Source organism: Novosphingobium sp. TK71 (genome assembly GCF_055361505.1).
The window spans coordinates 2,774,426-2,790,750 of sequence record NZ_CM143962.1; the positions used below are offsets into that span (position 1 = coordinate 2,774,426).

A 16,325-nucleotide genomic window follows, 5' to 3' on the forward strand; every position below is an offset into this window, starting at 1 on the left:
TGTGATTTGGATTTGAATCATGTTCGCAAGTCTGCCCGTTGAATCGGTTCAATGGGGAGGAAACCCGGGATCCGAGTTGTCACCAGACCAGTCCCGTGGTTTATGCCCGGACGTATCCACAGGCCCCGGCGCCCTGCCGGCCGCCTTCCGTGAAAGACCCTGGAAAAGCCTCGCATGGCGCGATTTCACCTTCATTTGCTCTCGGATTCCACCGGCGAAACGCTCGAGATGATCGCGAAGGCGGCCCTCGCCCAGTTCGACGATTCAGACGTCCTGCGACATTTCTGGCCGATGGTCCGTTCACAGCAGCACCTCGACAGGATCATGGGCGAGATCGCCGCCAATCCCGGACTCGTCTTCTTCACCCTGGTGAACGAGGAAACGCGGGGAAGGCTGGAAGAACGCTGTCAGATTCTCGGCCTGCCGGCGATTGCCGTGCTGGATGGCGTGACGGATGCGCTGGAAGCCCTGCTCGGCCAGGAAGCCAAGGGGCGGCCCGGCCGCCAGCATCGGCTGGACGATGCCTATTTCGCGCGTGTCGATGCGATTCAGTTCACCATCGCCCATGACGACGGGATCGCCTGGGAGGAATGGGAAGAAGCGGATATCCTGCTGGCGGGCGTATCGCGCACCAGCAAGACGCCCACTTCGATCTATCTTGCCAATCGCGGATACAAGGTCGCCAATATCCCGATCGTGGTCGAAAGTCCGCCGCCTGCGGCCCTGTTCGGGCTCAAGCGGCCGATGGTGGTCGGGCTTACGACCGCGCCCGACCGGCTGATTCAGATCCGTCGCAACCGCCTGCTCTCGCTCAGCCAGTCTCCCGATACCGACTACGTGAAGACCGATAGGGTCGAGGATGAGCTGAAATATGCGCGGCGCATGTTCGCCGACAATTCCTGGCCGGTGATCGACGTGACCCGCCGTTCCATCGAGGAAACGGCGGCGGCGATCATCAATCTCTATAACGAGCGCAGGGCTTCGGGCCTGCAAGGCCCACTTGGCCCCAAGCCCATCTGAATCCGCCGAATCTGAATCTCAGGAAATTGTCGATGATCGTCCTCGCGTCCCAGAGCGCCTCGCGGCGCGCCATGCTTGAAGCCGCCGCCATTCCTTTCCGCGCGCAACCCGCTCACGTCGATGAGCGGGCGCTCGAAGCGGAGCTGTCCGGCGCGGCGCCGGCCGAGATCGCCCTCGCCCTTGCCAAGGCCAAGGCGCTCGCGGTTTCGGCGGGCGCGCCCGGCCAGCTTGTGCTCGGCAGTGATTCCCTCGTCGAATGTGGCGGCCGCCGGTTCGACAAGCCGGAAAGCCGCGAATCTGCGGCGGAGCACCTGCGCTTCTTCTCGGGCAAGATCATGAATCTCCACAGTGCGGCCGCACTCGCGCGTGACGGCGAAGTGATCTGGGCGGAGGATGCGGTTGCTTCGCTGCATGTGGTCGAGATGTCGGAGCCCTTCATCGCCGAATATCTCGATGCCGAATGGCCCGAAGTTGCCGGCTGTGTCGGCGTATTCCGCATCGAGGCGCGCGGCGTGCAGCTTTTCGAAGCGGTCGAGGGGGACTATTTCACCATTCTCGGCATGCCGCTGCTCAAGGTGCAGGCGGCGCTGCGCCGCCTGGGAGAAATCGCGAAATGAGCCTGCCTTATGCCGAAGTGATCGGCGACCCCATTGCCCAGTCGAAGTCGCCGGTGATTCACGGATTCTGGCTCGAAAAGCTGGGAATCGAAGGACGCTACGATCGTCATCGCGTGCCCGCCGACGGGCTCGCCGCCTATCTGGCCGAGCGTCGTCTCGATACCGACTGGCGCGGCTGCAACGTTACCATGCCCCACAAGCTGGCGATTCTGCCGCTGCTGGACCGGCTCGATCCCCTCGCCGCGAAGATCGGCGCGGTGAACACCGTCGTGCGGGAGCAGGACGGGACTCTGACCGGTTACAACACCGATGCTCCGGGCTTCCTCGAGCCCCTGCGGGAGCGTCTCGAAGAAACGCACCTGTTCCGCATGGCGCGGATTCTCGGCACGGGCGGTGCCTCGCGCGCGATCGTCGCGGCGCTGGCGGAAAAGGGATTCGTCATCGTGCTCGCCGGCCGCGATCCGGCCAAGGCGCAGACGATGCTCGACGAACTCACCACGCAGAGCGATCATCACGCCATCGATCTCTCCCACTTCGCCGAACCCACCGATTTTGCCTTTGATGATCGCGAACGGTGTTTCGACGTGATCGTCAACGCCAGCCCGTTGGGCATGACCGGACAGCCGCCGCTCGCCTTCGACCTGTCGCACGCTCCGCCGCGCAGCGTTGCCTACGATATCGTCACCAGCCCCCTCGATACGCCGTTCCTGAAAGCCGCGCGCGAAGCGGGGTTCGATACGGTGGACGGTCTGGCGATGTTGATCGGCCAGGCCGATATCGCCTTCACCCATTTCTTCGGTGAGACACCGCCGCGCGAGCATGATTCCGAATTGCGCGAGCGCCTGCTGGCATGACTCGGATGGTCCTTGGGCTCACCGGGTCGATCGGCATGGGAAAGTCCACGGTGGCGACCATGTTTCGTGAACTGGGAGTGCCGGTCTTCGATGCCGATGCCGCCGTTCACGAGCTTCAGGGGCCGGGCGGCGCGCTCCTGCCCGCGATCGAGGCGGCGTTTCCCGGAACGACCGGCCCCGGCGGGGTGGAGCGGCAGAAGCTTGGCGCTGCCGTTTTCGGAAACAAGGATGCTCTTTCCCGCCTGGAAGGCATCGTCCACCCTGCCGTTGCGGCGATGCGCGAGCAGTTCATGAGCGATCACGGCGCGAGTCCGCTGATCGTCTTCGACATTCCGCTGCTCTACGAAAAAGGCGGCCATCGGGGCCTTGGCGCGGTGGCGGTCGTGTCGGCCCCGGCGGAGACTCAGCGCGAGCGCGTGCTGGCACGGCCGGGCATGACGAAAGACAGGTTCGAGCAGATTCTCGGCCTTCAGGTTCCCGATGCCGAGAAGCGGGCGCGCGCCGACTTTATCATCGATACCGGCACGTCGCTGGCGGAAACCCGCGATCAGGTGGAGCGCATCGTACATGCGTTGACCGAGTCAGAATAATCGCCTTCAGGGCCTTGCGAAGTGGGTCCGGCAGGCAGATATGGAGAGGGATGAGAGAGATCATCTTCGATACCGAAACCACAGGTTTCGACCCCAAGAGCGGGGACCGGATGGTGGAGATCGGCTGCATCGAGATGGTCAACCGGGTGCCTACCGGTCAAAGCTATCACGCCTATTTCAATCCTGAACGCGGCATGCCTGCAGAGGCCGAAGCCGTTCATGGCCTGTCGGACGCTTTCCTGTCCGACAAGCCGCTTTTCGCACAGTGCGCCGAGGAATTCCTCGCTTTCATCGAGGACAGCCCGATGATCGCGCACAATGCCGCGTTCGACTTCAACTTCATCAACGCCGAACTTGCGCTCTGCGGGCATCCCGAGGTGAGCCGCACGCGCATGGTGGATACAGTGGCCCTGGCCAAAGTCCGCCATCCGGGCGCCAAGCTGTCGCTCGATGCGCTTTGCACGCGCTACGGAATTGATCGAAGTCATCGTACCAAGCACGGCGCCTTGCTAGACGCCGAGCTGCTCGCGCAGGTCTATGTCGAGCTTCGTGGCGGTCGCCAGATCGGTCTCGAACTCGTCGCGGAAACCGCCGATATCGTGTCGGAAGCAAGGATTCTTGTTCGCAAGGACCGACCCTTCCGTCAACCGCGGCCCCACGCGGCGACCGAGGAGGAACTCAGCATCCACGCCGAATTCCTGAAGTCGGTCGATGCCCCGCTCTGGGGCGCCTGAATTCACAGCAGAGGAGTAATCGCCCATGGACATCCGCGTTTCCGGCCATCAGGTCGACACCGGTGAAGCCCTGCAGATCCACACCGAGGAGCGATTGACCGCCATCATCGACAAGTATTTCAATCGCGCCTTGTCGTCGCAGGTCACTTTCGGTCGAGCACCTGCCGGATCGTTCCGCTGCGATATCATCATGCATGTGATGCAGAATCTCGTACTCAAGGGCACCGGCCTTGCGCAGGATGCCCACCTCTCCTTCGATCAGGCGGCGGAGAAGATCGACAAGCAGCTTCGTCGCTACAAGCGTCGTCTCAAGGATCGGCACGAGCAGATCGCGCACGCCGTGGCGATCGAGGAAGCGGCCTACACCATCTTCGAAGAGCCTACCGTTGAAGTCGAAGATGATTTCGACGCGGACGCACCCGTGGTGATCGCCGAAACCCGCGTGGACGTTCCCGAAGCTACCGTTTCGGATGCGGTGATGATGCTGGACTTGCGCAATACGACCGCGCTTCTGTTCAAAAACGCTGGCACCGGACGCCATAATATGGTTTACCGCCGCGGCGACGGTTCGATTGGCTGGGTCGAACCGCACTGACGCCGACCGCCACACCGATCCGGCGTCTATACTTCTTATTGAAGAAGAAGGAAGTAACCCCCGGTTTTCCGGGGGTTATGGACGTTTAAGTATTGGCAACCGATTTTGGGCCAGAATCAGAAACGCAGATGAGCAGTCTTTTTACCCTGTTGCCTGACGCAGTCGTCACTTCCAGCGCAGACAGCAAGCAAGTCATTCTCGGCGCGCTCGCCGATCTTTTCGCCGAGGTCTATCACCTCGATCGCGAAACCGTTCTTGCGCGAATCATCGAGCGTGAGGAACTGGGCAGCACCGGCTTCGGTCGTCGTGTCGCCATTCCCCATGCCCGTATTTCGGGCCTCGGCCGTCCTGTTGCCGTGGTGATGCGGCTCGGCGCGCCGGTGGAATTCGATTCCGCCGATGGTGTGCCGGTCGATCTCGTCTTCGGCCTGCTCTCGCCCGAGAATGCCGGTGCCACGCACCTTCATGCCCTCGCCGCGATCTCGCGCATGATGCGTGACGAACGCATGCACGAGGCGCTTATCGACGCACCGGGACCGGAAGCGCTCTACAGCCTGCTCAGCAACGTCATCGACCGCGATGCCGCCTGAGGAATTGGATGCCGGCGCCTCGGACGTGTCCGGCGCCGGTCTTCACTGGCGGGCGCTGGAAGGTCTCTACGCCTCGGCGCCGATCAACAGCATGTTCCGGTCACGTCTGGACGTTCCCGGAGAGGGCCTTGCCCGCATCACGTTTCACGTGGAACCGGACTGCTTCCATGCAGCCGGGGCCGCGCATGGAACGATCTACTTCAAGATGCTGGACGATGCGGCCTTCTACGCTGCCAACACCCTCGTCACGGATCGGTTCCTGCTGACAACGTCCTTCAACCTGCTGCTCAGCAAGCCCATCAAGGGCGGTACCATCGTGGCGGAGGGACGCTGGGTCAGCGGCCGTCGCCGGGTACTGGTGGCGGAATCGCGATTGATCGATGAAGAAGGCGACGAGGTTGGCCGGGGAACCGGTACCTTCATGCGCTCGCGGATCGCGCTTTCGGGGTTGCCCGGCTATTCGGGAACGGCCTGAGCGATGGACGCCCGCCTTCCCGCCCATCTCGAAGTATCGGGCCTCATCCGCAGCGTGGAGGCTGTGGGCGGCTTTGGCATGGTCCTGAGCAAGGGTGAGCGCGACGCCGGGACGATCATGCTCGTCCTGCTCGAGAATGGACGGGACGCGCGGGCTTATGAACGCATGCCGCAACTGGACGGAACCCGCGCCTGGCACTGCACGCGCCGGGAGGATCCCGCCGAAAGACTCGCATTTTCGGAGTATGTCGCGCGCCGCGGAGAGCAGGACCCCGATCTTTGGGTCGTTGAACTGGACGTCGCGAAGCCCGAACGCTTCATCGGGCATGGTGAATAAACTGTGTTGACTTGCAGGCCATGCAAGCTAATTGCCCTTTCGCACACGCGGAAGCGGCTCGGGCAGCATTTCGGCCAGCCCGGCTAGCACGCAGACGGGGAATCGTCGGCAGGTTCGTCTGGAAGTGAACGCCTCTTGAGGCATTCGGTTCCCGCCTGCGTCGGACTGGTTCACCGCCTTTGACTAGATTTGATGCGAAGCAAAGTTCAGTGGGCTAGCGCGGTTGCGCTGGCCGCTACGGTTTTGACAACCCTATTCGGCGCGCAGGGTTCGGGCGCCGCGGCCTTGGCACCGGTTCTGGTCCAGGCTCAATCGAACCTCGACCCGATCTTCGTATCGCAGCCGGTCGTCCAGCCCCTCCCCTCCGCGGAAGGCGCCGATGCCGAAACGGCAAGCGTTGCCGACGAAGACGACACCCAGGATTCGCCCGTCGACGCCGAAACGCTTGCGCAGCTCGTTGCGCAGCAGTCGGTGCCCGGTACGCTGAGCCGCGAGATGCGCTGCCTTGCAAGCGCGATCTATTTCGAAGCGCGCGGTGAAACGCTCGAAGGCCAGCTTGCGGTTGGCCGCGTGATCATCGATCGCTCTGAGTCCGGCCGTTTTCCCGCCAGCTACTGCGGCGTGGTCTATCAGCCTTCGCAGTTCTCCTTCGTGCAGGGCAAGAAGATGCCCAAGGTTCGCGAGAAGTCCTCGGGCTGGCGTGAAGCGGTGGCAGTGGCCAAGATCGCTGTCGAGAAGAGCTGGAAGAGCCCGGTCAGCGGCGCGCTGTTCTTCCACGCGGCCCGTGTCGAGCCGAACTGGCGCCTCACCAAGCTGGCGCGCGTGGACAATCACATCTTCTATCGTTGATCGTCCGGCACGAGGCTCCAGGGCCCCGCAGGCCCTATCGCTGAAATGACGAGGGGAGCGAAACCGGTGCAACAGGCACCGCTTTCGCTCCCCTCGTCGTATCTGGCGGGCCGGCGGGAAGCTCAGTCCCTGAGCTGTACCCATACCGGCGTGTGGTCGCTGGCCTTCTCCCGGCCGCGATAGGCCTTGTCGACACCGCAGGAGACGAGGCGGTCCGCCAGTTCGGGCGAAAGCAGCGCATGGTCGATGCGGAAGCCATGGTCGCGCTGCCAGGCCCCGGCCTGATAGTCCCAGAAGGTCCAGACCCCGCCGCGCGGGTAATGGGTGGCAATGGCATCGGTCCAGCCATCGCCGAGCAGGCGGAAATAGGCATCGCGCGATTCCGGCTGCATCAGGGCATCGGCTGCCATGGCCGGCGGAGACCAGACATCCTGGTCCGTGGGAATTACGTTAAAGTCGCCGGTTACGATTGCCGGGACTTCCTCGGCCCGGATCGCGTCCATGCGGCGGCGCAGGCGCTCCATCCAGCGCAGCTTGTAGTCGAACTTGGGACCGGGCACCGGATTGCCGTTGGGAAGGTAGATGCACACCACCCTGAGGCCGAACACGTCCGCTTCCAGGTAGCGCGAATGCTCGTCCTCGGGCTCTCCCGCCAGGCCGCGCTGCACTTCGACCGGCATTTCGCCATCGGCAAGAATGGCGACGCCGTTGAAACCCTTCTGGCCGTGCCAGATGCCCTTGTAGCCGATCTTCTCGAACTCGGCGATCGGGAAGCCTTCGTCCTGGCTCTTGATCTCCTGAAGGCAGGCGACCGCGGGCCGGGTTTCCTCCAGCCATTCGAGCAGACGGGGCAGGCGCGCCTTGACGCCGTTGATGTTGAACGTGGCGATCTTCTTCATACGGAGAAGCTTGATCCGCATCCGCAGCCTGCGGCGGCATTGGGGTTTTCGACCCGGAATGCCGCGCCGCCAAGCGATTCGACGTAGTCCACCACGCAGCCGCTGACGAGATCCAGACTAACCGAATCCACCAGCAGGCGCACGCCATCGGTCTCGGCCACGGTGTCGTCGGCTTCGGGGGCTTCGGCGAGGCCGAACTTGTATTGGAACCCCGAGCAGCCGCCGCCTTCTACCGAGAGGCGAAGAATCGCCGGCTTGCCTTGCTTTTCGGCAATCGTGGCGACGCGCGAGGCCGCCGAAGGGCTGAGTGTGACGGTTTGCTGATCCATGGCCCGGATGTAGGCCTCCCCGCCCTGCCCGGCAAGGTTCGCGGTACGCCGCGTGAAGGAATCCGGCCTGGCCCGTCAGGGGCTATGCCATCTGGATATAGTCGCGCATGGCCGCGGCTTCGGATTCCACCTTGTCTATCCTGTACTTCACGATGTCGCCGATCGAAACGAAGCCGACCATGCGATCGCCTTCCATCACCGGCAGATGGCGGATGCGGCGCCGGGTCATGAGGGCGAGAGCGGCGAGAGCCGAGCCGGAAGGTTCCACGGTCAAGGGCGGCGTGGTCATGACATCGCCGACCGTCATTTCCAGCATGCGCGGTCCGAATTCCCGCAGGCGGTAGATCACGTCGCGTTCGGAAAAGATGCCGACGAGCTTCTCGCCGTCGAGAATCGGTAGCGCACCTATCCGGCGATCGGCGAGTATTCCCGCCGCCTCACTGACGGTGCATGTCACTTGGCAGGTTAGAACGGTTTCACGGCCTTCGATGATATGCCCGATCGTCATCGTCGCAATCTCCCTTCGTGAATCTGGCCCCTGTTAAGGCGTGAAGCCTCGTTCGGACGAGGTCTTCGCAGGCAGAATAACACAGGCCTTGGCGCTCTGCCACTTCGGCCATGCCCGGGCGGATTCCCGAAAGGGTGCAGACAGGCTCTTGCCCGGTGCGGCCGGAAGCCTCACATGGAGCCGATGATACCCCGCTCGCCTCTCGATGACCCGGAAAAGGCCGCTCATGCCTGGGCGCGCTATCTTCGCATCATGCGCTACATGATGACCGTCACGCTGGCCCTCGTGATCGCCTCGGTCGTCCTGCTCTATCGTTCGAACGGGATGGTTTCGGTCCACTTCTACATCGCCGCCGCGCTCGGCATCGGATTCACGATGCTGCTCGCCTCCGCCTTGATGGGACTGGTTTTCCTGTCGAGCGGGACCGGCCACGACGAGTCTGTCGTTGATCCGCTGGAAGACGATCACACGCCCTGACGGAAAGGGTCAGTCTGCAGGTAGTCAGTCCTGCGGGGGGTGCAGACGGTAGTCTTCCACCGGCCGGCCGCCGATCAGATGCTCCTGTATGATCCGCTCCAGCACCTCTTCCGTGCAGGAGTGATACCAGACTCCGTCGGGCCAGACGACCGACACCGGCCCGGCGAAGCAGATGCGCAGGCAGTCCGCCTTGGTGCGTGCCACCCCTCCCCGCCCGTCGAGACCGAGTTGCTTGAGCCGCTTCTTGAGGTATTTCCAGGCCGCCGCGCCTTTTTCCGGCGAACAGCATTCGCCTTTCTGGGGTTCGGCGCAGATGAAGATGTGGCGCTGGATATCGTTACCGCCCGCCTTGGCGAGGGCTTCGGATGCCTTGGCGATGTCCCCGGCGGAAGTACTCACGCCCGGAACATCCACGGTCCGGCATTTTCCAGATATCCGTCCGTAAGCGGAGCCGGACCTTCCAGGCCGACCATCACGATCACCGTGCGGGCGAAGACGACGGGGCTATCCCCCTGCATCACCACTTGCACGACCTGCTGGCTGGTGCGGCCAAGCTTTTCGATCGCACCGTGGACGGTCACGGCATCGGGATAGTGAGTCTCGCCCAGATAATCGATCGAGATGCTGGCCACCATCGTAGAGAGGCCCGCGAGGTGCTTGTGACCGCCCGCCTCCCGGAAGAACCGCACGCGCGCATCCTCCAGCATGCCGGCCATGGCCACATTGTTGATGTGCATGTTGAGATCGAGGTCGCCGAAGCGCGGTTCGATCCGACAGGAGAATGGGTAACGCGCGGGATCGAGCAGCGCGGGATCGGGTTTTGCCATGGAGCGGAAGGTAGGAAGCCGCGGGCCGATGGTCCAGCCCGAACGCTCAGCCCTTCTTGCCGACGATCCGCGCGATTTCGGCGGCGACGAGGCGTTCGACCATCGGCGGCAGGTTCTTGTCCAACCATTCGGCCAATGCCGGGCGCAGCAGTTCGCGCGTGAGCGATTCCAGCGAAGTCTCTCCCGAACGGACGATCTGCGGGGGTACGCCCGGTTCGGACAGCATGGCAAGCGCGGCCAGCGATTCCCGCATGGAGTTGCGGGCCTGGTCCGGCAGCAGGCCGGGTTCATCCTCGATGCCGGGGGCATCTGCCGCGAGCTGCGCGGTTTCGCCCAGTTCCAGCACATCGTCATCCTCGTCATCGATCATGACGGCAGTGACGCCTTCGTTCGAACGGCGCTGCCGTTCGACTTTGGCGGCCGTGCGATTGTCGCGCGCGATCACCTGCTTGATCGACTGGAGAATCTCCTCGACCGAAGGTTCACCGCTCTGACGCATGACTCTAGCCCCTGTTGATCGCGCGCCCATCGGACGCGGCGAAATCCCGCCTCGATTCGAGGCGGGACATCACTATTCCTGAATGTTCCCATCCTGCACCGGCGTGTCAACGGTGCGGGTGGACTTTGCGACGGGTGCCGGATCGTTGCTCCAATCCAGGAACTTGCCCTTCACCCGGTCATAGTTGAGCTGCGGATCGTAGAGAATCCCGCCATCGAGATTGAGATCGCGGGCCTCGGCCTTGCCCATGGCGGCCAGCAGCGTGAAGCCGGCGACATAGGCATTGCGCCGCGCGGTCACGAGCGTGACCTGTGCGTTCAGGAGCTCCTGCTCGGCATTGAGAATGTCGAGAATCGTACGGTTGCCCACCGAGTTCTCGGCCCGAACGCCCTCGAGGCTGAGCGCGGCCGCATCCACTGCCACTTGCGAGGATCGGATCAGGTCGTTCGACGCGTTCCACGAGGTATAGGCCGAACGGACTTGCGCGATGACGTCACGCTCGGTGGCGATCTCCTGTTCCAGCGTCGCCGAGGCGGTTGCCTGGGCCTGGCGGCGCTGGGCGGCGGGAAGGCCGCCCTGGAAGATCGGGATCGACAGCTGCGCCCCGGCCTGCGCGGATGAATCGCTCTGCGAAATGTTCGCGTTCACAGCGCCGCGCGCCAGCGTGTTGAAGTAATTGTTGTAGGTGCCCTGGCCAAACAGTCGCAAGGTGGGCAGGCGGCTGGCCCCGGCGACGTCAATATCCTTGTCCGCCGCCTTGGTGCGCTCGCGCGCGCCGATCAGGTCGGGGTTGGAATCGAGTGCGATCGCGGCGGCATCGTCGGCCGTGGTGGGCAGGTTGGGCAGCGGCGGCGGGGCTTCCAGCGTTTCGGGTGCCCTGCCGACGAAGCGGATATAAGTCTCCCGCGCGGCGGCGAGGTTCGCTTCGGCGGTGAGCAAGTCGCTCTGGGCGACGGCCAGGCGTGATTGCGACTGGGCAACGTCGGTGCGGGTGAGATCGCCGATCTGGAAGCGATCGCTGGTGGCCTGGAGGTTGGTTTCCAGCACGCTGACGTTCTTGCGGTTGAGACCGACGATCGCCTCGGTGCGGATCACGTCCATGTAGGCGGCGACCACTTGCGAGAAGATCGAGGCTTCCGTCGCGCGCAAGTCCGCCTGTCCGGCCTCGACGCGGATTTTCGCGGCCTTGATGCGGTTCTTCACCGCGCCGCCCGAATAGATCGGCACGCCAAGCTGCCCATCCGCGGTGAATATCTTCGACGGCGCAGTCAGCGAATTTTCGCTCTGCTTCACGTTCCTGACGAACGTTTCCGTCGTGCTGACGCTGGGCAGGCCTGCTGCCCGTGCGATCGGCACGCCCTCGTCGGTCGCGCGCTGCTGGGCGCGCGCCGATTCAAGCGTGGGGTTTGTCTGGTATGCGGCAATGAGCGCGTCGCGCAGGGTGTCGGCCAGCGCAGGCGCGCCCGGCATCGCCAGTATCAGACATCCCCCCACGAGCAGCCCGGCGCGCCTTGCGAACCGGGCCACGTTCAGAAGCTCCAGGGTTTGGGAGCGGCAAACTCCGGCAGGGCCGGGATACCCATTTCGATCAGCGGCAGGAGCGAGACGGCTCCCGCGGTCTTGAGACCGGTGGCGAGGCGAGCGACGCCGCGCACGACGATCCCGGTGACCACGCGGCCGCCTTCGGCAAGCTGGGCCACAACGGCAGCAGGCAGTTCCTCGACGGCACCGTCGATCACCACGAGCGAATAGCCGCCCTCACCCGCCAGACCGGCGACCTCGGCGGGATCGACGACTTCGAGCGAGCCGACCAGCGGGCGCAGCAAAGCGGCGAGATAGCCGTTCACTTCGCCCACCAGCAGGACTTTGTCCTCCTTGGTCGGAGCGGCTTCGGCCAGCATCTTGCCGTGCACGAGCGGAGCGGCCAGGAAGCGGCCGTTCCCGAGCGGGATCGCACGGTCGATATAGGCGGCATCGTGCATGGTGGCGGGAACGAAGTCCTCGCGGGCGATACCTGCCATTGCGTTCAGCACCCAATGTTCGTTGACGCCGCTGGTACGCAGCTGGCTGACGATCATCGCGTGACGTGCTTCGGTGGCGGACCGATCCTCGGTCAGGGTCATTGCGGCCTATTCCTCATGCTGTCGCGGGAAAGGACGGCAGACGCCTGTACCCCCGCAAATACGGACTTTATGCCCGGCCTTCTAGGCGAAGCGGCGATTGAGGCCAAGCGGTTTGAAATACCTTGGTCGATCAATCGTGACGCTTTGACGATACCGTTCCCCGAGACGCAACCACTGGCGCGTGGAACACAAGAATCGACGCGTGAAATGCGCTTTTGCGCAAAATCCAATCCGGGTCTAAGGAGCCGGCAAAATCACGCGATCCGAAAAACGGGAGCATTTTTCCATGACGCAGATGGTGACGATCCGCGAAGACGACCTGATCGACAGTGTCGCCGACGCCCTCCAGTATATCAGCTACTTCCACCCGATGGACTATATCCGCGCGCTGGGCGATGCCTACGAGGCGGAGCAGGGCCCGGCGGCCAAGGACGCCATCGCGCAGATTCTGACCAACAGCCGCATGTGTGCGGAAGGGCATCGCCCGATCTGCCAGGACACCGGAATCGTCAACGTCTTCATCGAATGGGGCCAGAACTGCCGCCTCGAATCCGAGAAGTCGCTGCAGGAAGTGGTCGATGAAGGCGTCCGCCGCGCCTACAACAATGCCGAGAACAAGCTGCGCGCCTCGGTGCTGGCGGACCCCGCCTTCACCCGCCGCAACACCAAGGACAATACGCCTTCGGTGCTCTCGGTCAGCATGGTCCCCGGATCGAAGGTCTCGGTGGACGTCGCGGCCAAGGGCGGCGGCAGCGAGAACAAGTCGAAGTTCAAGATGATGAATCCCAGCGATTCCATCGTCGACTGGGTGATCGAGATGCTGCCGCAGATGGGCGCCGGCTGGTGCCCGCCGGGCATGCTGGGCATCGGCATTGGCGGCACCGCCGAACACTGCGTTAAGCTTGCCAAGCAGAGCCTGATGGAGCCGATCGACATGGCCCAGCTCAAGCAGCGCGGCCCCCGGAACGATATCGAGGCGCTGCGCATCGAGATCTTCGACAAGGTGAACGCCCTTGGCATCGGCGCGCAGGGCCTTGGCGGCCTGGCCACCATCCTTGACGTCAAGATCATGGACTGGCCGTGCCATGCCGCCGGCAAGCCGGTCGCCATGATCCCTAACTGCGCCGCCACCCGTCACGCGCACTTCACGCTGGACGGTTCGGGCCCGACTTTCCTCGAAACGCCCAACCTCGATGAATGGCCGCAGGTGGAATGGGCCCCCGATGCCGGCGCCAAGCGCGTTGACCTCGACACCCTCACCCCCGAGATCGTCCAGAGCTGGAAGCAGGGCGACCGCCTGCTGCTGAACGGCAAGATGCTCACCGGCCGCGACGCCGCGCACAAGCGCATCGCCGACATGCTGGCCAAGGGCGAGGAACTGCCGGTCGATTTCAAGGGCCGCGTGATCTACTACGTCGGCCCGGTCGATCCGGTGCGTGAGGAAGTCGTCGGCCCCGCCGGCCCGACCACCGCCACCCGCATGGACAAGTTCTCGGACACCATGCTCGACCTTGGCCTGCTGGCCAGCATCGGCAAGTCGGAACGCGGCCCCGCTGCCACCGAGTCCATCGCCAAGCACAAGTCGGCCTATCTGATGGCCGTCGGCGGCGCTGCCTACCTCGTCGCCCGCGCGATCAAGGAAGCCAAGGTCGTCGGCTTTGCGGACCTGGGCATGGAGGCGATCTACGAATTCACCGTCAAGGACATGCCGGTGACCGTGGCGGTCGATTCCGAAGGTAAGAACGTCCACCAGCTTGCCCCGCTGGTGTGGAAGGAAAAGATCGCCAGGGAGCATCTGCTTCCGGCGTAAGTTCAGGTCGATCCGGCGGAGCGCTTCGCCGGATCGCCCCTTCCGGTCGGGCCGGTTCGACGAACGTCGGTTCCGCTTCGATCAGGGAACTGGCGCGGACGGGATATTTCGCGCTATCCCTCCGGGATGACGACTGTCGCCAATCAGCCGCGCGTGCCAGCGCGGCTCGTCCTGCTATCGCTTGCCGCCCTCTGGGCCTGTTTCTTCCTCGTCGCCACCCTGCGGGGGGCGGTGGTCGGATACGAACTGGTCTGGCCGATCATCTCCCGGCGCCTGACGATCTGTATCCTTTCCATGCTGCTCATGGCGGCGGTCTGGCCGCTGCTGCAATTGCTGGACCGCAAGTCGGCGGGGATGCGACTGGTCGTGGTGCTGGTGGGGGCTTTGCCGCTGTCGCTGGCGCTGACGCTCATCAACGATGCGATCTTCTCCGACATCGTGACCACCCAGGCTTACGGCAACGAGGAAGAAGCCGCCGCCGTGGCCGCGGGCAAGGTGCGGATCAGCCGCGACGAAGCCGGGAACATCCTTGTCGACCTGCCCAAGTCGGTCATGCCGGACGGCAGCGCGAGCGAGGCCGCGCCTTCGGACGATCCAAGCGGAAACGCCTCGGCGACCACGGACACGCAGACGTCCGATTCCGCGATCACCATTCACACGAACAAGGTGTTCGGGGAAAGCTATGCGCACTGGGCGGCTTTCGCGGACATCACGTTCGGTCGCTATTTCCTCGTCCTCGCCTGGGCGGCGCTCTATTTTGCGCTCGTGAAGGCGGAGGAGGCCCGCGCCGCCGAATGGCGCGAGGGCGAATATCGCCGCGCCGCCGCTGCCGCGGAGCTGCGATCGCTGCGCTACCAGGTGAACCCGCACTTCCTGTTCAACACGCTCAACTCGCTGTCCGCGCTGGTCATGATCGGCCGGCAGGACGATGCCGAGAAGATGATCCAGAACCTTTCGACGTTCTACCGCCGAACCTTGTCCGACGATCCGACCAACGACCTCGCGCTGATCGACGAGATCGAGATGCAGAAGCTCTATTTCGAAATAGAAGCCGTGCGCTTCCCGAATCGCCTGGTCACGACGATTGATGTTGACGATGCCGTTCTCGGTGCGATGGTGCCGGGCATGATCCTCCAGCCGATTGTAGAGAACTCGGTGAAGTACGCCGTCGCTGCTACCCAGCGGCCGGTGACGATCGCCATTCATGCAAGACGGGATGGCGACATGCTGGAAATCGCCGTCAGTGATGACGGTCCGGGCTGCCCGGACAACAGCGGCGGTTTCGGGATCGGCCTCGGCAATGTGCGGGACCGCCTGCGCGCCCGTTATGGCGAGGCTGCCACCATCGAATCCGGCAAGCGCCCAGAGGGCGGCTTCGCCACGACGCTACGCTTGCCCCTGGAGCGCGGTTTTGCCTGAAAACAGTCCTGAAGTTTCAAGCGCCGCGCCGCTGCGCGCGCTGATCGTCGACGATGAACCGCTCGCGGTTGAGCGCATGCAGGTCATCTGCTCCCGGATAGAGGGGGTGTCGGTGATCGGCACGGCGAGCGACGGTCAGGCGGCGCTACGCCTGATCGAGGCACTGACGCCCGATCTCGTCCTGCTGGACCTGACCATGCCCGAGACGGACGGCCTTACCGTCGCGCGTCGGCTTTCCGGCAAGCAAGATGCGCCGGCGGTGATCTTCGTCACCGCGCATGACGAATTCGCGGTGGAGGCGTTCGATCTCGACGCGATCGACTATGTGCTGAAGCCGGTCGCGCCCGATCGGCTGGAGCGCGCCGTTGGGCGGGTCATGTCCAGGCGCGGAACGCAGCGAACCGAGCCGGCCAGCCAGTGGCTCGATGAATTCTGGGTGCCGCATCGCTCGGAACTCGTGCGTGTTCCGGCCGCCGACGTCGAGCGGATCGACGCCGAGCGCGACTACGTGCGCCTTCATGTGCGCGGACAGAGCTACCTGCTGCTCCAGACCATCACCAGCCTTGAGGAGCGGCTCGATCCGGAACACTTCATCCGTATCCATCGCAGCTGCATCCTGCGCCGCGATCATGTGACCGGGCTGCGCCACGAGGGTCTCGGCGTCTGGTCGGTCGAAACGGCGGGCGGCGATGCCCTGCGGATCGGCCGAACCTATTTGCCGACTGTCAAAAAGATGGCGGGCCGCTAGGGCCCGCCAGGTAGCATCCAGATTAT

22 protein-coding genes are annotated in these 16,325 nt (G+C 63.9%); 14 read left to right on the forward strand and 8 right to left on the reverse strand.

The features are described from left to right. Positions 1 to 174: 174 nt before the first annotated feature. The 10 genes from ACXJ16_RS12985 (at position 175) to ACXJ16_RS13030 (ending at position 6,660) form a co-directional block, all read left to right on the forward strand. A complete protein-coding gene (locus ACXJ16_RS12985; protein ID WP_054442061.1) occupies positions 175 to 1,020 on the forward strand; it encodes a pyruvate, water dikinase regulatory protein in 846 nt (281 codons plus the stop codon). A gap of 32 nt (positions 1,021 to 1,052) precedes the next feature. Further along, positions 1,053 to 1,637, forward strand: a complete 585-nt coding sequence (locus tag ACXJ16_RS12990) for a Maf family protein (RefSeq protein WP_463920795.1) — start codon at positions 1,053 to 1,055, stop codon at positions 1,635 to 1,637. Continuing rightward, on the forward strand, positions 1,634 to 2,491 hold the full coding sequence (locus tag ACXJ16_RS12995; protein WP_463920796.1) for a shikimate dehydrogenase family protein: 858 nt from the start codon (positions 1,634 to 1,636) through the stop codon (positions 2,489 to 2,491). Before ACXJ16_RS12990 ends, ACXJ16_RS12995 begins: the two co-directional genes overlap by 4 nt. Then, a complete protein-coding gene (gene coaE / locus ACXJ16_RS13000; protein ID WP_463920797.1) occupies positions 2,488 to 3,081 on the forward strand; it encodes a dephospho-CoA kinase in 594 nt (197 codons plus the stop codon). The genes ACXJ16_RS12995 and coaE overlap by 4 nt, the downstream gene beginning before the upstream one ends. Before the next feature lie 50 nt (positions 3,082 to 3,131). After that, the gene (gene dnaQ / locus ACXJ16_RS13005) at positions 3,132 to 3,815 is read left to right on the forward strand and encodes a DNA polymerase III subunit epsilon (protein ID WP_185998342.1); all 684 of its coding nucleotides are present in this window, start codon (positions 3,132 to 3,134) and stop codon (positions 3,813 to 3,815) included. 25 nt (positions 3,816 to 3,840) lie between these two features. Continuing rightward, positions 3,841 to 4,410 carry a ribosome hibernation-promoting factor, HPF/YfiA family gene (hpf, locus tag ACXJ16_RS13010; RefSeq protein ID WP_054442065.1) on the forward strand — a complete coding sequence of 190 codons (570 nt, stop codon included), beginning with the start codon at positions 3,841 to 3,843 and terminating at the stop codon, positions 4,408 to 4,410. A gap of 128 nt (positions 4,411 to 4,538) precedes the next feature. Continuing rightward, complete coding sequence (locus ACXJ16_RS13015; protein WP_185998343.1) at positions 4,539 to 5,000, forward strand: PTS sugar transporter subunit IIA; 462 nt, start codon at positions 4,539 to 4,541, stop codon at positions 4,998 to 5,000. Further along, complete coding sequence (locus ACXJ16_RS13020; protein ID WP_054442067.1) at positions 4,990 to 5,475, forward strand: PaaI family thioesterase; 486 nt, start codon at positions 4,990 to 4,992, stop codon at positions 5,473 to 5,475. The genes ACXJ16_RS13015 and ACXJ16_RS13020 overlap by 11 nt, the downstream gene beginning before the upstream one ends. Positions 5,476 to 5,478: 3 nt before the next feature. Continuing rightward, positions 5,479 to 5,811 (forward strand): DUF1491 family protein, encoded by a 333-nt coding sequence (locus ACXJ16_RS13025; protein WP_463920798.1) that lies wholly within the window; start codon positions 5,479 to 5,481, stop codon positions 5,809 to 5,811. A gap of 243 nt (positions 5,812 to 6,054) precedes the next feature. Beyond that, positions 6,055 to 6,660, forward strand: coding sequence for a cell wall hydrolase (locus tag ACXJ16_RS13030; protein ID WP_420719856.1), 606 nt, complete (start codon positions 6,055 to 6,057; stop codon positions 6,658 to 6,660). Between the two features lie 122 nt (positions 6,661 to 6,782). Here the strand turns inward: ACXJ16_RS13030 and xth are convergent, their stop codons facing one another. The 3 genes from xth to ACXJ16_RS13045 form a co-directional block, all read right to left on the reverse strand. Further along, positions 6,783 to 7,559, reverse strand: a complete 777-nt coding sequence (gene xth / locus ACXJ16_RS13035) for an exodeoxyribonuclease III (protein ID WP_443478032.1) — start codon at positions 7,557 to 7,559, stop codon at positions 6,783 to 6,785. After that, positions 7,556 to 7,888, reverse strand: a complete 333-nt coding sequence (gene erpA, locus ACXJ16_RS13040; RefSeq protein WP_185998346.1) for an iron-sulfur cluster insertion protein ErpA — start codon at positions 7,886 to 7,888, stop codon at positions 7,556 to 7,558. Before erpA ends, xth begins: the two co-directional genes overlap by 4 nt. 82 nt (positions 7,889 to 7,970) lie before the next feature. Continuing rightward, positions 7,971 to 8,396, reverse strand: coding sequence for a CBS domain-containing protein (locus ACXJ16_RS13045; RefSeq protein WP_185998347.1), 426 nt, complete (start codon positions 8,394 to 8,396; stop codon positions 7,971 to 7,973). Between the two features lie 183 nt (positions 8,397 to 8,579). On the opposite strand from ACXJ16_RS13045, the gene ACXJ16_RS13050 reads away from it, so the two are divergent. Further along, positions 8,580 to 8,873, forward strand: coding sequence for a hypothetical protein (locus ACXJ16_RS13050; protein WP_324697456.1), 294 nt, complete (start codon positions 8,580 to 8,582; stop codon positions 8,871 to 8,873). Between the two features lie 24 nt (positions 8,874 to 8,897). Here ACXJ16_RS13050 and ACXJ16_RS13055 read toward each other — a convergent pair whose 3' ends face one another. From ACXJ16_RS13055 to ACXJ16_RS13075, 5 genes are all read right to left on the reverse strand, one after another. Further along, positions 8,898 to 9,272 carry a (2Fe-2S) ferredoxin domain-containing protein gene (locus tag ACXJ16_RS13055; RefSeq protein ID WP_132468626.1) on the reverse strand — a complete coding sequence of 125 codons (375 nt, stop codon included), beginning with the start codon at positions 9,270 to 9,272 and terminating at the stop codon, positions 8,898 to 8,900. Then, positions 9,269 to 9,700 carry an acyl-CoA thioesterase gene (locus ACXJ16_RS13060; RefSeq protein ID WP_185998348.1) on the reverse strand — a complete coding sequence of 144 codons (432 nt, stop codon included), beginning with the start codon at positions 9,698 to 9,700 and terminating at the stop codon, positions 9,269 to 9,271. Before ACXJ16_RS13060 ends, ACXJ16_RS13055 begins: the two co-directional genes overlap by 4 nt. A gap of 46 nt (positions 9,701 to 9,746) precedes the next feature. Further along, positions 9,747 to 10,199, reverse strand: coding sequence for a DUF2497 domain-containing protein (locus ACXJ16_RS13065; protein WP_054442073.1), 453 nt, complete (start codon positions 10,197 to 10,199; stop codon positions 9,747 to 9,749). Positions 10,200 to 10,271: 72 nt separating this feature from the next. After that, positions 10,272 to 11,726, reverse strand: coding sequence for a TolC family outer membrane protein (locus ACXJ16_RS13070; RefSeq protein ID WP_292635274.1), 1,455 nt, complete (start codon positions 11,724 to 11,726; stop codon positions 10,272 to 10,274). A gap of 2 nt (positions 11,727 to 11,728) precedes the next feature. Next, positions 11,729 to 12,322, reverse strand: coding sequence for a protein-L-isoaspartate O-methyltransferase family protein (locus ACXJ16_RS13075; protein WP_463920800.1), 594 nt, complete (start codon positions 12,320 to 12,322; stop codon positions 11,729 to 11,731). A gap of 286 nt (positions 12,323 to 12,608) precedes the next feature. Here ACXJ16_RS13075 and ACXJ16_RS13080 point away from each other — a divergent pair, with 286 nt between their 5' ends. From ACXJ16_RS13080 to ACXJ16_RS13090, 3 genes are all read left to right on the forward strand, one after another. Beyond that, positions 12,609 to 14,132 (forward strand): fumarate hydratase, encoded by a 1,524-nt coding sequence (locus ACXJ16_RS13080; protein WP_185998350.1) that lies wholly within the window; start codon positions 12,609 to 12,611, stop codon positions 14,130 to 14,132. A gap of 126 nt (positions 14,133 to 14,258) precedes the next feature. Beyond that, the gene (locus ACXJ16_RS13085) at positions 14,259 to 15,551 is read left to right on the forward strand and encodes a sensor histidine kinase (protein ID WP_054442076.1); all 1,293 of its coding nucleotides are present in this window, start codon (positions 14,259 to 14,261) and stop codon (positions 15,549 to 15,551) included. Then, positions 15,544 to 16,299 (forward strand): LytR/AlgR family response regulator transcription factor, encoded by a 756-nt coding sequence (locus ACXJ16_RS13090; protein ID WP_054442077.1) that lies wholly within the window; start codon positions 15,544 to 15,546, stop codon positions 16,297 to 16,299. The genes ACXJ16_RS13085 and ACXJ16_RS13090 overlap by 8 nt, the downstream gene beginning before the upstream one ends. Positions 16,300 to 16,325: the final 26 nt, after the last annotated feature.

Excerpts from the sequence above, each read along its gene's own strand:
- hpf (WP_054442065.1), top strand. The coding sequence starts at position 3,841 with ATGGACATCCGCGTTTCCGGCCATCAGGTCGACACCGGTGAAGCCCTG.
- ACXJ16_RS13065 (WP_054442073.1), bottom strand. The coding sequence starts at position 10,199 with ATGCGTCAGAGCGGTGAACCTTCGGTCGAGGAGATTCTCCAGTCGATC.
- ACXJ16_RS13020 (WP_054442067.1), top strand. The coding sequence starts at position 4,990 with ATGCCGCCTGAGGAATTGGATGCCGGCGCCTCGGACGTGTCCGGCGCC.
- ACXJ16_RS13015 (WP_185998343.1), top strand. The coding sequence starts at position 4,539 with ATGAGCAGTCTTTTTACCCTGTTGCCTGACGCAGTCGTCACTTCCAGC.
- coaE (WP_463920797.1), top strand. The coding sequence starts at position 2,488 with ATGACTCGGATGGTCCTTGGGCTCACCGGGTCGATCGGCATGGGAAAG.
- dnaQ (WP_185998342.1), top strand. The coding sequence starts at position 3,132 with ATGAGAGAGATCATCTTCGATACCGAAACCACAGGTTTCGACCCCAAG.
- ACXJ16_RS12995 (WP_463920796.1), top strand. The coding sequence starts at position 1,634 with ATGAGCCTGCCTTATGCCGAAGTGATCGGCGACCCCATTGCCCAGTCG.
- ACXJ16_RS13080 (WP_185998350.1), top strand. The coding sequence starts at position 12,609 with ATGACGCAGATGGTGACGATCCGCGAAGACGACCTGATCGACAGTGTC.
- ACXJ16_RS13075 (WP_463920800.1), bottom strand. The coding sequence starts at position 12,322 with ATGACCCTGACCGAGGATCGGTCCGCCACCGAAGCACGTCACGCGATG.
- erpA (WP_185998346.1), bottom strand. The coding sequence starts at position 7,888 with ATGGATCAGCAAACCGTCACACTCAGCCCTTCGGCGGCCTCGCGCGTC.
- ACXJ16_RS13060 (WP_185998348.1), bottom strand. The coding sequence starts at position 9,700 with ATGGCAAAACCCGATCCCGCGCTGCTCGATCCCGCGCGTTACCCATTC.
- xth (WP_443478032.1), bottom strand. The coding sequence starts at position 7,559 with ATGAAGAAGATCGCCACGTTCAACATCAACGGCGTCAAGGCGCGCCTG.
- ACXJ16_RS13085 (WP_054442076.1), top strand. The coding sequence starts at position 14,259 with ATGACGACTGTCGCCAATCAGCCGCGCGTGCCAGCGCGGCTCGTCCTG.
- ACXJ16_RS12990 (WP_463920795.1), top strand. The coding sequence starts at position 1,053 with ATGATCGTCCTCGCGTCCCAGAGCGCCTCGCGGCGCGCCATGCTTGAA.
- ACXJ16_RS12985 (WP_054442061.1), top strand. The coding sequence starts at position 175 with ATGGCGCGATTTCACCTTCATTTGCTCTCGGATTCCACCGGCGAAACG.
- ACXJ16_RS13045 (WP_185998347.1), bottom strand. The coding sequence starts at position 8,396 with ATGACGATCGGGCATATCATCGAAGGCCGTGAAACCGTTCTAACCTGC.
- ACXJ16_RS13025 (WP_463920798.1), top strand. The coding sequence starts at position 5,479 with ATGGACGCCCGCCTTCCCGCCCATCTCGAAGTATCGGGCCTCATCCGC.
- ACXJ16_RS13050 (WP_324697456.1), top strand. The coding sequence starts at position 8,580 with ATGATACCCCGCTCGCCTCTCGATGACCCGGAAAAGGCCGCTCATGCC.